Consider the following 12,823-nt stretch of genomic DNA (forward strand, 5'->3'; position numbering starts at 1 on the left):
CCTTGCTTCAAAGCAGCCACTCAATAGGCAATCGCCACACCAGTCGAACCTGCAGACGCTGCCACCAGCTGCAGCCGGGTTCATGCTTGTGAACAACCTGCTGCGCCTCGCCGGGATACTCCAGCCAGTTTACTCTTCCCCACTTGTCCAGCCGCAACGTCCAGGCCCGATCGCGCATTGAGTCGCTAAAACGCTGATGGGTTTCGGCGGCCAGTTTTTCACTTTCAATGACCAGCCCCATTTCGGTGTTGAGCACCGCCGAGCGTGGATCGAAGTTAAATGAGCCGATAAACAGGATTTTTTCATCCACTGAAAAGGTTTTCGCGTGCAAACTTGAGCCTGAATTACCGGTCAAGCCGCGATCGTGCGGCGTGTCATTCAGGCCGGCCTGGGGTTTTAATTCGAAAAGCGAAATGCCGTGCCGCAACAGTTTTTTCCGCCATTTTGCATAGCCCGCATGCACAATGGACACATCGTTTGCCGCCAGCGAGTTCGTTAACACGGCGATCTTCACCCCTTTGCGCTTCATCGCCAGCAGTTGGGCAACGCCCGCGCGGGTCGGCACAAAGTAAGCGGAAATGATGTCGAACTGATGCTGAGGCGCGCCGATCACTTCCATCATACGCTGAGGCAGAAGTGACTTGCGTCGCGCTTTTCCCAGGCCCTTGCGCGGATCGTCACTCAACAGTCGCGTTTTGGCCCAGACAAAAGGCAGATCGTCCTGAGTCAGTTGATCGATCAGCGAGGACTTATTCAGGCGCTGAAGATAATGCTGTACGGTCTCGCTTTCACGCCACTCCGGCGGTAACACCACATCCGGATGCGCCGACATCGGCTGATCCAGCACCTCGCTTAGCGGCGAAACGGGTTTACTGTTCCAGTAGCGTTCAAAATCTTCGGCCACTTCGTTAACCACCGAGCCGATAGCCAGCACGTCGAGATCGGCAAACAGGGGTTCGTTGCCCGTACCAAAATATTCGTCGCCAATGTTACGTCCACCGACTACCGTCGTGACGCCATCCGCCGTGAAGCTCTTATTATGCATCCGCCGGTTGAGGCGGGCGAAGTCGGTGAGATAGCCCAGCGCGCGCAGGGTACGAAAGGAGAACGGATTGAACAGCCTGACGGTAATGTTGGGATGGTGATTCAGCTGCGCCAGCGTATCATCCAGCCCTGGCGTATTGTTATCGTCCAGCAGCAGCCGTACGATCACCCCGCGATTGGCGGCCGCCAGCATGGCACTGAACAGCAACCTGCCCGACATATCGTTTTGCCAGATATAGTATTGTATATCCAGCGTCTTCGCGGCTTTCTCCATCAGCAGGTAACGTGCGGCAAAAGCATCCAGCCCGTCACTGAGTGGATGAATGCCGCTCAACCCCGGATGGTGCAAACAAAGTGGAACCAGCCGCTCTTCAAGCCAGCTCTGCCGTGATGGGCTCTGGGGCAAATCAAACGCTTCGGTCATGGATATTCCCTGAATCATACTGTCATTTATTATTATTCCTCCGGGCGCCAGAGTATGCCAGCGCCGGTTGCACATCAGCCATGCTGATGGCACCGTTTTTTAGTCTAGACTTAGTCGAACGATCTGTGACTGTCATTTGCCCGGCAGGAGAGGAATATGAGTCAATCGCCCTTAACTGACGACCGTTTACGCCATCATCCCCGCCTGTTTCAGAGCTTTTTTCAGGGCAGCTTCCCCTGTTCCACCGCCTGCCGCACGCCGGGCAAACGGCTGGATATGGTGATCAGCAGCGGGCACGATATGCTGCTTAAAAAAGACTATGCGGCACTGGTCGATCTGCATCTGTTGACCGCGCGGGATGGTGCACGCTGGCACCTGATTGAAAAAACGCCTAACCAGTACGACTGGAGCAGTTTCCTGCCAATGGTCGAAGCGGCACGGGATAACCAGTTGCAGATCATCTGGGAACTGGCCCACTTTGGCTATCCCGATCATATTTCTGTCTGGAAAGCCGGGTTCGTCGACCACTTCGAACGTTATGCCCGGGAAATGGCGCGCATTATCCGCGATCAGGGCATTCAGCAGGCTTTTTTCACGCCCGTAAACCAGATCTCATTCTGGTCCTGGGCAGGTGCCGACGTGGCCTGGTTTAATCCCCATGCCAGTCAGCGTGGTAAAGAGCTTAAGCGGCAACTGGTTCGTGCTTCTCTGGCTGCCATGCAGGCAATTCGTGAGGTGATACCTGACGCCCGTTTTGTGCTGACCGATCCTTTGGTGCAGATTGCCCATCATCCCGATAACCCCGACAGTAAACCCGGGGCTGATGCACAGCATCAGGCGCAGTTTGAAGCCTGGGATATGTTAGCCGGACGTGTCGATAAAGAACTGGGCGGGCACGAAGATTTTCTGGATATTCTGGGCCTGAACTACTATCCGGATAACCACTGGTTCTTCCCCGATCGGCCAATGGACAGAGACGACCCGGTACGCGCCCCGCTCCATATTCTGCTGGCGCAATACTGGCAGCGTTATCAACGTCCTATGCTGATAGCCGAAACTGGTGCCGAAGGCGAAGCTCGCGCGCCCTGGCTACAGGAGGTCAGTGAAAACGTTGCCGTTGCCCTGGATCAGGGCATTGCGATGGAGGGCATTTCGCTCTATCCCGTGGTGGAGTACCCGGCATGGGCAGACGACAGGCGTTCTCCGGGGTCACTGCTGGGCCTCGCCGATCCCAATGGCAACCGCACCGTGCATGAGGACCTGGCACTGGTGCTGCGCAGTCAGCAGATAAAGTTCACTAAGCGCGATCAGAGCTGACGCGAGGGCGGTTTGGGATAACAGGTTTGCGTATCAAGGCGCTCCGGCGGCGAGGCAAGGCGGCTGTCGTTTAGCCACGTCACCACAAACAAGAAAGTGACGCCGATCAGGCAAGCGGTCAGCAGGCCAATAATCGCAATCAGTTTATCATCTCTCGATTCCATCCCTCACTCCTTTCAGGTCCGGTTGATAAACACTAACTCATCCAAAGCGTGACGATCAAAACGAAAATAATCAGCGTGACCGAGGTTACTGCCAGCACCACAATCGCAAAGTGAGCATCGGCAAGGGGCTGAACCACAGGTTCATCGTGCTCTTCTGGTGGGCTGGGTAAAAGCATGCTCTTCCTGGTTAACGCGTGGCTCAAAGGTGCATTTGCGGGCTACAGTGTAGAGCAATCTTATTCAGGAATCCGTTATTTTACAAACCCGCCCTGATGGCGCGGCACGACCGGGATGTGCCGCCCTTCAGCCCCTGCCATACCGGATAGTGCGACGCTATTTCCCGGCAGACCAGCCGCCGCCCAGCGCGCGATACAGCTCAATTTGCGCCTGCAGTAGATTATTTTTGACCGTCACCAGGTTCAGTTGAGTCGCAAACAGGGTGCGCTGTGCATCCAGCTCGTCCAGATAAGAGGCATAACCGTTTTGGTAGCGTTCGGTCGCGATGCGCAACGCGTCGGCGACAAACTGTTCCTGTTGACGAAGCGCTTCCTGTTGCGCCTCGCCCTGGCGAATCGCATCCAGTGCATTATTCACCTCTGAAAAGGCGTTTCGCACCACTTTCTCATAGCTGTACAAAGCCTGATTACGCGAAGCCATGGAGACATCCACCTGCGCGGTTAACGCTTCACGATTGAGTAAGGGGGCCAAAATGCTGCCGCCGACGCTCCACAGGCGGAAAGGATCGTCCACCAGCTGATGCAACACGGAACTCTGAAGCGTGCCTGAGGCAGTGAGGTTAATTCCCGGCAGCAGCTTCGCTTTGGATGATGCCAGCGTGGCATCGGCGGCCAGCAGTTGACGCTGTGCCTGCACGATATCAGGACGACGATTCAGCAGTGCAGACGGCAGTACGCCCGGCATAACCTGCGGCATGATGGCCGTGAACGCCCGATGGCGTGCGATTTCACGTGGATTCATCCCTACCAGGATGCTGAGCGCATTTTCCTGTTGCGCAATTTGATGCTGGAGTTGCGGAACCTGAGCTTTAGCGGACTGATACTCAGATGAAGCCTGCATCCACTCCAGCCGGGAGGTATATCCCGTTTCGAACTGGCGCTGCGCCAGTTTGAGAGAGTTGTGCCGCGTTGCCAGCGTAGCCTCGGTAACGCGCAGTTGCTCATCCAGCGCGCACAGCGTCATATAACCGGATGCCACCGAACTGGCGATGGTCAGCTCGGCTGCCGAGGCGGCGGCCTGCTGTGCCTCCAGCGTCGCCTGCGCCGCATCGATCGAACGGCTGCGCGCGCCCCACAAATCCACATTGTAGCTGGCCTGTAGCTGTCCCTGAAAAACCGAGGTGTCATTAGGCTGTCCCGTCGCCGCGGATAATGCGCGCTGACGCGTCGCCGCGACGCCGCCACTGAGCGTCGGAAAATTGTCCCCTTCCGTTGCACGTAGCTGGGCCCGATACTGATCAACCCGTGAACGGGCGATCAGGATATCCGGATTATTACGCAATGCCTGATTCACCAGGCGATTCAGATCGGCGTCGCCGAAGGCCTGCCACCATGCGGCTTCCGGTGGCGCAGAAGGCCCTACCCGATCGCGCCACTGTGGGGGAATGGGCAAGGCAGACGGGGCTTTGTCGACCTGGGTGCTGCACCCTGCCAGCACGACCGCCAGCAGGGCAGCGGCTATACGCAAGCCCTTCATGGCGTTTTCTCTCCCTCTCCGTCCACGTGTGCGGCCGTGTCAATGCTGACCTCAACCGACATACCGGGACGCAGCTGTTGCTGGACCTCTGGCGCCACATCAATACGTACCGGAATACGCTGAGCGATTTTAACGAAGTTGCCGGTCGCATTGTCCGGCGATATGGCACTGAATTCTGAACCTGCAGCAGGTGAAAGATATTCAACGCGACCCTGGAAGGTTTTACCGTCCAGCGCATCCACACGAATCGTTACCGGCAGCCCCGGACGAATATGCGCCAGCTGCGTTTCTTTGTAGTTCGCGATAATCCACTTATGGTTGGGCACCACCGACGTCAGGCGCGTACCGGCCGTCACGTAGGCGCCTTTACGCACGGATAGCTGTCCGAGTTGCCCTTCGTCAGGTGAGGTAATGCGCGTGTTGGCCAGATCGATTTCCGCCAGTTCCAGAGCGGCCTTTGCACTGGCCACGTCCCCTTCAAGCGAGGCACGGTTAACAATGACCGTTTGCAAGTTTTGCTGGGCCACCGCAACCTGCGCTTCCGCCTGATGCAGCTGAGCCAGCCCCTGCGCATTCGCCGCGCGCGCCGCATCGCGTTCGCGCATCGAGAGCGAACCGTCTGCGGCCAGATTTTCAACACGTTTTAGATCCAGACCGCTTTTCACCGCCTGGGCTTTGGCGTTTTCCTGCGCCGCTTTATTACTCTGAATCGTGGCCTGCGCGCTGAGGCGCTGCTGCTGATTATTATTGAGTGCAGCCTGCTTCATGGCCAGCTGCGCCTGCGCCTGGTGCACGCGCTGACGATAGATACGATCGTCAATGGTCATCAGTAACTGACCTTTTTTAACCGGCTGCAGGTCAACCACATCCACCTGGGTCAGATAACCATTTACCTGCGGGCTGATAAACGTGACCTGCCCGCGGACATAAGCATTTTCCGTGCTCTGAACGGAACTGGTGAAAGGCCAAAGCTGCCAGGCATACAGAATAACCAGCACGCCTGTCACCACAATACCGCTGCCTAAGGCAATCGAGAGAATACGACGGCGGTTGGCCCGATCGCGCTCTGCTGCCTGAAGTTCATCCTGTTGACTCATTGTTGCTCCGTTCGTTCTTGTGCGGCGGCAAGCTGACGCTGCTCTGCCAGATTGAAGGTGGCCTGTCGCCAGTCGAGATAGCGCCGACGCGTTAAGCGCCACAGCACCCACATCAGGGTAATCAGCGCCAGAGCCGCCGTCAGCAGATAGGTATCGTTATAGGCCAGTACGTTGGCCTGCAAGGTTGCGACTGACTGAAGTTGGCTGGTGCTTTGTGCACTTAGCAGGGCGCTGTCGCTGATCTGACTGGTAAACAGGGCGCCGTATTGGCTAAGCCGTTCACTGACGTTGGGATCCAGTAACGATAATTGATCGCCAAGAAGACTGGAGTGATATTTTTCACGCCAGGTTTGAAAGGTGCCCAGAATAGCCGAGCCGATTAAGCCGCCCAGATTTTGGCTCATGCCAAACAACACCACAAAACTGACCAGATTTTTCGGCTGGGTCACCACGCTACCAATGCCCATCAGCATGGCGGGCGCCATAAAAAAGGCGCTGCCGAATCCCAGTAAAAACTGGCTTAAGTACATGTTGTTCGCGCGGGTAACCGGGCTGGATTGCGCGTCCATCAGTGAGGCGATGATCATCACGATGAGTGACACCACAATCGGCCAGTTGAGATGCGTTGGCTTAATGGTTAGCGCACTGGCAGCAATGCCGGCAATCACCCCGGCGATGATCGCCCAGGCTAAGCCGTGCAACTGATCGTTTTGTAGGCCAATCTGCTGCAAAAAACCTATCGCACCGGTATTCTGCTCCGCCAGCACGATACGAATCATGATCATCACGATGCCCAGACGCACGATCATCCCGTTGCTGAGCCAGCGCGTATTGATCAGCGGATTGCGGCGGTTATGCTCGATCACGAAAGCCGTGACGATCAGCACCAACGCCAGCGCAGCACAAACGCCGAGCCAGGGCGTGCTAAACCACCATTCAATTCGGCCAAGTGACAGTACGCCGCACAGCAGTGCCATGCCCGGTGCCAGCAGCATAAAGGTGACGAAATCCATCTTCTCAAACGCCTTAATACGATCGCCCGGCGGCAGCTTAACCACTAACACCGCGCCCAACGCAATCAGCGCTAATCCCAGCTCAAACAGATAAAGCCCGCGCCACTCCTCAAGCTGGAGCAACTCGCTGGAAAAGAGTCGGGCCAGCGGAATCGCCAACTGCGAAACGGTCAGGCCAATAACCAGGGCCTTCAGGCGATGTTTCGCCGGCCACGCCTGCACCTGATAATAGATCCCCAGCGAGCTCAGGGCAGCGCCCACCATGCCATGGGCGGTGCGTACGATAATCGCCGAACTGAGATCGTTGGCAAAGAGATGGAAAAAGGCGACTAAGACATAAAGCACCAGAAAGGCTTCGGTGAAAACCCGCAGTCCAAACTGCTGACGAAATTTCACCAGCAGCAGGTTGATGGAGATATTCCCCATCACATATACCGCCGGTAGCCAGGCGATTTCATTGGAGTAAGCGGCAAAGGTTCCTTGCAGATTCGTGAGGTTCGCACTGACCAGCGCGTTGCTCAGTGCACCGGTCAGGGAGATCAGCAGGCCAATCAGCCCAAACGCAATGCGTTTAGGCGTTGAGTGCAGCGGCGTCGAAGGCGACCCCGGCAGCATAGGTTTTTCATGTGGCAACCATTCACGCGCAGCGTAGGGATTGCGCCGGGCCATAATTACATCGTTCCCATTCGGGTCAGCAGTGTCTCTAAAATTCGCTCAACCACCGCGAGCTCCTGAGGATCGATATCAGCCAGCAGCTCAGCACGTAAGGCATCCGCGTGGGTTTTAACGTTGGCGAACGCGTCATTCCCTTTTTCGGTCAGCACCAGGTGACGTTTGCGGCGATCTTCGGCTGGCTGTACGCGCGTCAGTAAATCCTGCTTCACCAGACGATCCACCAGCGGCACCATACTGGCATCCTCCAGCCCCATCCGCTGTGCCAGTTCCGTTTGCGTAAGCCGCTGAGGTTCGCTGGCAATAAGCCCAATCGCCATCCAACTGCTGGTACTTAAGCCACTGTCTTTCAAATGACGATCGACGGCCAGACGCCAGGCATGAGCAGTAAGATGGAGCAAGTGCGTAAAGGTACGGGTAGATGACATTTCAATAGCAACCTAATGATTAGAGTTCTAACTAGTTGAATAAGTTATTATACGCAAAGCAAATTGCGAATGAAAAGTGTCTGTTCTGTTAAATACTGGATAATCGCGGCAGAATGTCCAGGTTGATACTGTCGTAAAAGTTTAGTGGAGTAAAATGCGTGTGAAAGACTCAACAGACAGCTGGGTGGATTTGCGTCGCGACCCAAACAGCGGTATTGAATCTCTGCGGGCGCATTTTACCGGTCATGCCTACGATCCTCACTGGCATGACAGCTATTTAATTGGCGTGACTGAGCAAGGCGTACAGCAGTTCCATTCCCGACGTCAGCGTCATCACAGCCGCCCCGGCACCGTCTTTATGTTAGAACCTGAAGAACTGCATGACGGCGATGCCGTTGATGCCCAGGGTTTTACCTACCGTATGCTGTATCTTTCGCCCCACCAGCTACATCAGCAGCTTGCGCCAGCCTGTCTTGATGGACTCCCCTGCGGAGACCTACGCTTTGCCAGCACGCTGAAAGACGATGGTCAACTCTCCTGGGCGGTCTGGCACGCGTTTGACGCTTTCTGGCACGATCATCCCCGGCTCATTAAAGATGCAGCGCTGGATCGCTTATTCCAGCAACTCCGTTATTCTCCCGTCTTGCGCGGCGCCCGGGCAGAGACAGCACCGTCGCTGGCGCATCAGGCGCGCGACTGGTTGATGGCTTATCATGCGGAAAATCCCGGCATTGCCGAGCTGGCGCAGGCGCTCAACGTCGATCGGTTCCGCCTCTCCCGGCTGTTTCAAAAACAATGGGGCCTGCCACCGCACGCCTGGTTAGTGCAGTGGCGCCTGAGCCAGGCGCGCCGTCGGCTGGCCATCGGTGAATCGCCCGCACAGGTTGCAGCCGAGCTGGGTTTCGCCGACCAGAGCCATCTGGGGCGCTGGTTCAAACGCGCCTGCCAACTGACGCCCGCGCGTTACCAGCAACTGTGCACAAATCTTCCAGACGCCTGAGCTGAGCCTTGCCACAATGGCTTTTTGCCTCAGGAGATGAAAATGACAGAACCACGATGTGTAATGATATTGAACAGCGCGTTACCCGCTGGCAAAGCAACCAATGCCGCAGCCGTTATCGCCCTGACCGTGGGTCAGCGGCACCCTTCCCTTGCAGGCGAAGCCCTTGAGGATGCCGCCACCCGGCGCTTTCCCGGCCTGATTCCGGCAGGCATCCCCGTGCTGGCCGCTGATGCACAGCAGCTCAGCGCATTATGGCCGCAGGCTGAGCAGGCGGAATGCGATATTGTGGTGTTTCCGGAAGAAGGTCAGTCGACGACAGACTATGGCGCCTTTACTGCCGCCATGAAGACACAACCGGCATCGGAATGGCGTCTGCTGGGCGTGGCTATCGTCGGGGACAAGAAGAAGGTCCGTAAACTCACCGCGAAACTTCACCTGTTTGCTTAACCTGCTGTGAATCGTGCTGCTCACGCGCCGATTTTTCAACTTGTACACATTTCCCTGTACAGATTAACGGCAAATAATTTACCTAAAATGCTGATTGTTAACCATTAGCATTTTTTGCTTAATAATTTACTTGTACAATCAAAGTTACATTGTATAACTTTACAGCCAACGAGTTGTGATCACGACTCTGTAACGAATGATGCATCTGCGTCGCCTCTGAAGGTGTAATGGATTTCCACCCTCAGAGGTTTCTTTTTTGATTATCTCGACCTGTTTACGGCGTTGGGTTCCATTGTATTTTATGCGATGGCTTTTAGGTCTGTTTGTCCTGCTGTCCGCCCGGGTAGCTGGCTATTTGAAAGGCTAACACATGCAAAACACACTGCCCCAAACTGATAAAGAGATTGCTGACTACTTTACCGTTGCTGGTAACAAGCCTGACAGTGATATGGAAATTCTTGGACTGGTGGTTGCAGAAATTCTGCAGTCAGGCATGGCTGTGAATAACAAAGCGATAATTTCTAAGCTGATTCATCGTCTTGAACTGGAAAGTGACGAAGTTTCACTGGATGTTTATCGTCACCTGCTGGAGATGGTGGTGTATAAAACCCCTGACGACTTAACGGTATAGTCCTTTCTCCATGGATGGAGTCATTTCGCTTTCTCTGGCTTCTTCGTTTATCCATCGGTAACATCTGCCCCTCACCATATCCAGTCCTCCTTGCCTTTCGCGCAAGATATGAATAAAAGAGCCTGCACAACATTATGATTCAACAAAACGATGTCGCCACGACCGCCGTTGTGGAAAACGATATCAGTGTGGGGCGCGTACTGCGCTCGCCTGCACTGCTTACCCGAGAATGTCTGGCTGGCGTCATTACGGCCCTGGCACTGATTCCTGAAGTGATCTCTTTCTCTGTTATTGCGGGCGTCGATCCCAAAGTCAGCCTGGTCGCCTCTGTTGTACTTTGCCTGACGCTGTCCATTCTTGGCGGACGGCCGGCCATGGTGACCGCGGCGGCGGGTTCGGTGGCGCTGGTGATTGGCCCGATGGTGCATGCGCATGGCGTGGCCTACATTCTGCCTGCGGTCGTGATGGCCGGACTGATTCAGATTCTGTTTGGTGTCACCGGGATGTCACGGGCGATGCGCTATATCCCACGTTCGGTGATGATCGGCTTTGTGAATGCGCTTGGCGTGTTGATTTTCTTTGCTCAGGTTCCCCATGTCTGGGGTCAGTCGCCTGTAGTATGGGCTCTGTTCGCACTCACTCTGGCGATTGTGCTGCTGTTGCCCCGAGTGCTTAAAAGTGTTCCTTCCCCTCTGGTCGCCATTATCGTTGTGACCGGCGTGGCGCTGCTGATGGGTTACCGGGTACCGGATGTGGGGGATGAAGGCCCGATGAGTGCCGGCTTACCTGACTTTACGGCCTTAGCCGTACCGCTCGATCGCCACACGCTTCAAATCGTCTGGCCCACGGCGCTCAGCATTGCGTTTGTCGGGCTGATGGAATCGCTGCTGACCGCCAAATTAGTTGATGATCTTACGGACACGCCTTCCAGCAAACGGCGCGAATCCTGGGGGCTGGGCATAGGCAATATTTTTGCTGGCTTTTACGGCGGCATCGCCGGCTGCGCCATGATTGGCCAGACCATTGTTAACGTAGAACTCGGCAAAGCGCGCAGTCGGGTATCAACGATTGCGGCGGGCCTGGTCCTGCTGCTTCTCGTCACCGGCCTGAGCCACATTATGGCGAAGATCCCTATGGTTGTTCTGGCCGGAATCATGATGGTGGTCGCCGTCAAGACGGTAAACTGGCACAGTCTACAACCGGCAACCCTGAAACGGATGCCCTGGTCAGAAACACTGGTGATGGTGCTGACGGTAGGCATTACGGTACTCACCGGTAATCTCGCGCTTGGGGTACTGGCTGGGGTTATCGTTGCGATGATGTTATTTGCACGCCGCGTTGCGCATGTCATTCATGCCGAAAGGCAGCTAAGCGAAGACGGGCAGTCGGTGCGTTACACCGTGCGCGGGCCGCTGTTTTTTGCCAGCAGCAACGATTTGTTTGAGCACTTTGATTACGCACAGGATCCGAAATCCGTCATTATCGACCTCACCCACGCGCAAATCTGGGATGCCTCCAGCGTCGCCGCGCTGGATGGAATCGAATATCGCTACCAGCGTTATGGCACGCACGTGACCATAGAAGGACTGGATCTGCGCAGCAGTGATTTCCATCGCCGCTTGACCGGTAATCTAAGCTGAGTCACTGGCCTGCTGCCTGAGCGCAGCAGGTCGCAGTCAGGCTTGCTGGCGGCGGGCTTTGTAGCGGGCCACCATGGTGATGAGTGCCTGGTATAGCAAACCGGCATACAGGCTCATTAAAATGGCCAGTCCAATCTCTTTGCCCTGCGCCTGCCATGACATAAACCACATGAAGACGCCCCACAGAACCGAAAAAATCAGCCAGCCGCGGACGAATTTCAAAATGCCATTCATAACATTACTCCTCTACATTGATGCGCTACCTTAACCGGAGTGAAGACAAAAAGCCGAATCATCATCGTGAGATGAGAAGTATCTCAAAAAACAAACAAATGGCCTTCCTCGCTTCGCTTTTCCCCTTCGCCGCCCTATTTTTAGTTACGGGTGTCTACAATTAGCTTACTGTTAATTTCATAAGGGAAATAGAATGAATCGTCGTCTGACCTTTTTAGCCGCTGCTTTTGTCGTTTCCACGCTCAGCGCCTGCGCACCGCCGCCGCCAGGTCCGGGTTGCGGCGCGCCACCGCCGCCGCATGATCGTCGTCCACCACCACCGCCTCCACCGCCAGAACAGGCTTTCGCGCCACCACCTCCTCGGGCTGACGCCCCTCCTCCGCCCCCTCCAGCCGCAACCGGCGAACAACCGCCTCCGCCACCGGCTCGCACCTGGTAACGTTTTAGCAGCGATGTTAAGTCTGACCGCCTTACAGCCGGGCCGCAGGATAGCGGCCGGGCTGACTCATCTGAACCACCTATCTCAGGCTGTCACCGCGAAGTGGCAGGGCGAGAGCGATAAACACGTTTGACATGAATAAGCTCTGCCAGGGTTATCGCCGGGCGTAACAGAAGTTGAAGGCTGCCGACCACAAATAACCAGGTACCGCCGGTCATTAGCGAATCGAAGAAAAAAAGAACGCTTCCTGTCAAAAACCATATCGCGATAAAGAGATCGTTCAGTGCCCCAAGGGCCCGGTAGCGGCGCGCTATGATGATGTGGTCTGAACCGAAATCGATTTCTGCTTGATGTCCGGGCACGGCTTGTCCTTATCAGTCACGAGTGTAGAGTTGGTGATGATAAGGTTAGTGCATCAAGAGGCATCTCAGGTGAGTCTTCCTCACCGACGCATGACGCTTTAAATAAGTTTTAGTCTTTAGGCAAAACCGCACGCAGATAACCCAGCTTCTGCTGCCCTACTCTGATCTGAACACAGGTTTCACAGTAACGTACAT

The 12,823-nt window shown here is 55.5% G+C and carries 15 protein-coding genes; 5 read left to right on the forward strand and 10 right to left on the reverse strand.

The features are described from left to right. Positions 1-7: 7 nt before the first annotated feature. Positions 8-1,468, reverse strand: a complete 1,461-nt coding sequence (locus PAGR_RS13800; RefSeq protein ID WP_014606149.1) for a phospholipase D family protein — start codon at positions 1,466-1,468, stop codon at positions 8-10. A 156-nt stretch (positions 1,469-1,624) separates the two neighbouring features. Between PAGR_RS13800 and PAGR_RS13805 the strand changes: the two genes are divergently transcribed. Continuing rightward, positions 1,625-2,785, forward strand: coding sequence for a glycoside hydrolase family 1 protein (locus PAGR_RS13805; protein WP_014606150.1), 1,161 nt, complete (start codon positions 1,625-1,627; stop codon positions 2,783-2,785). On the opposite strand, the gene PAGR_RS24010 is transcribed toward PAGR_RS13805, so the two are convergent. The 6 genes from PAGR_RS24010 to PAGR_RS13825 form a co-directional block, all read right to left on the reverse strand. After that, entirely contained in the window at positions 2,776-2,949 is a 174-nt protein-coding gene (locus PAGR_RS24010) for a hypothetical protein (protein ID WP_014606151.1), read from the reverse strand. The two genes, PAGR_RS13805 and PAGR_RS24010, sit on opposite strands and share 10 nt — an antisense overlap. Before the next feature lie 32 nt (positions 2,950-2,981). Beyond that, positions 2,982-3,125, reverse strand: a complete 144-nt coding sequence (locus PAGR_RS24015; protein ID WP_014606152.1) for a hypothetical protein — start codon at positions 3,123-3,125, stop codon at positions 2,982-2,984. A 157-nt stretch (positions 3,126-3,282) separates the two neighbouring features. After that, entirely contained in the window at positions 3,283-4,662 is a 1,380-nt protein-coding gene (locus PAGR_RS13810; RefSeq protein WP_014606153.1) for an efflux transporter outer membrane subunit, read from the reverse strand. Then, a complete protein-coding gene (locus PAGR_RS13815) occupies positions 4,659-5,759 on the reverse strand; it encodes an HlyD family secretion protein (RefSeq protein WP_014606154.1) in 1,101 nt (366 codons plus the stop codon). The genes PAGR_RS13810 and PAGR_RS13815 overlap by 4 nt, the downstream gene beginning before the upstream one ends. Continuing rightward, positions 5,756-7,441, reverse strand: a complete 1,686-nt coding sequence (locus tag PAGR_RS13820) for an MFS transporter (protein ID WP_014606155.1) — start codon at positions 7,439-7,441, stop codon at positions 5,756-5,758. Before PAGR_RS13820 ends, PAGR_RS13815 begins: the two co-directional genes overlap by 4 nt. A gap of 2 nt (positions 7,442-7,443) precedes the next feature. Beyond that, positions 7,444-7,872: a MarR family winged helix-turn-helix transcriptional regulator gene (locus tag PAGR_RS13825; RefSeq protein ID WP_013025313.1), complete on the reverse strand. Its 429-nt coding sequence runs from the start codon at positions 7,870-7,872 to the stop codon at positions 7,444-7,446. Positions 7,873-8,026: 154 nt separating this feature from the next. Here PAGR_RS13825 and PAGR_RS13830 point away from each other — a divergent pair, with 154 nt between their 5' ends. The 4 genes from PAGR_RS13830 (at position 8,027) to PAGR_RS13845 (ending at position 11,593) form a co-directional block, all read left to right on the forward strand. After that, the gene (locus tag PAGR_RS13830) at positions 8,027-8,872 is read left to right on the forward strand and encodes an AraC family transcriptional regulator (protein WP_014606156.1); all 846 of its coding nucleotides are present in this window, start codon (positions 8,027-8,029) and stop codon (positions 8,870-8,872) included. A gap of 42 nt (positions 8,873-8,914) precedes the next feature. Beyond that, positions 8,915-9,322, forward strand: a complete 408-nt coding sequence (locus PAGR_RS13835) for a DUF2000 domain-containing protein (RefSeq protein ID WP_014606157.1) — start codon at positions 8,915-8,917, stop codon at positions 9,320-9,322. A 370-nt stretch (positions 9,323-9,692) separates the two neighbouring features. After that, complete coding sequence (locus PAGR_RS13840; RefSeq protein WP_013025310.1) at positions 9,693-9,953, forward strand: biofilm/acid-resistance regulator YmgB/AriR; 261 nt, start codon at positions 9,693-9,695, stop codon at positions 9,951-9,953. A gap of 134 nt (positions 9,954-10,087) precedes the next feature. Continuing rightward, positions 10,088-11,593: a SulP family inorganic anion transporter gene (locus PAGR_RS13845; RefSeq protein WP_014606158.1), complete on the forward strand. Its 1,506-nt coding sequence runs from the start codon at positions 10,088-10,090 to the stop codon at positions 11,591-11,593. 36 nt (positions 11,594-11,629) lie between these two features. Here the strand turns inward: PAGR_RS13845 and PAGR_RS13850 are convergent, their stop codons facing one another. The 3 genes from PAGR_RS13850 to PAGR_RS13860 all read right to left on the reverse strand — a co-directional run bounded on the left by PAGR_RS13850 (position 11,630) and on the right by PAGR_RS13860 (position 12,628). Next, positions 11,630-11,827 carry a DUF6404 family protein gene (locus tag PAGR_RS13850; protein ID WP_013025308.1) on the reverse strand — a complete coding sequence of 66 codons (198 nt, stop codon included), beginning with the start codon at positions 11,825-11,827 and terminating at the stop codon, positions 11,630-11,632. 242 nt (positions 11,828-12,069) lie between these two features. Next, positions 12,070-12,249, reverse strand: coding sequence for a hypothetical protein (locus PAGR_RS24020; RefSeq protein ID WP_014606159.1), 180 nt, complete (start codon positions 12,247-12,249; stop codon positions 12,070-12,072). Positions 12,250-12,358: 109 nt separating this feature from the next. Beyond that, on the reverse strand, positions 12,359-12,628 hold the full coding sequence (locus PAGR_RS13860; RefSeq protein WP_013025306.1) for a YrhK family protein: 270 nt from the start codon (positions 12,626-12,628) through the stop codon (positions 12,359-12,361). Positions 12,629-12,823: the final 195 nt, after the last annotated feature.

Origin of the sequence: Pantoea ananatis PA13 (assembly GCF_000233595.1) — a bacterium.
In the GTDB taxonomy this organism is placed as follows: Bacteria; Pseudomonadota; Gammaproteobacteria; order Enterobacterales; family Enterobacteriaceae; genus Pantoea; species Pantoea ananatis.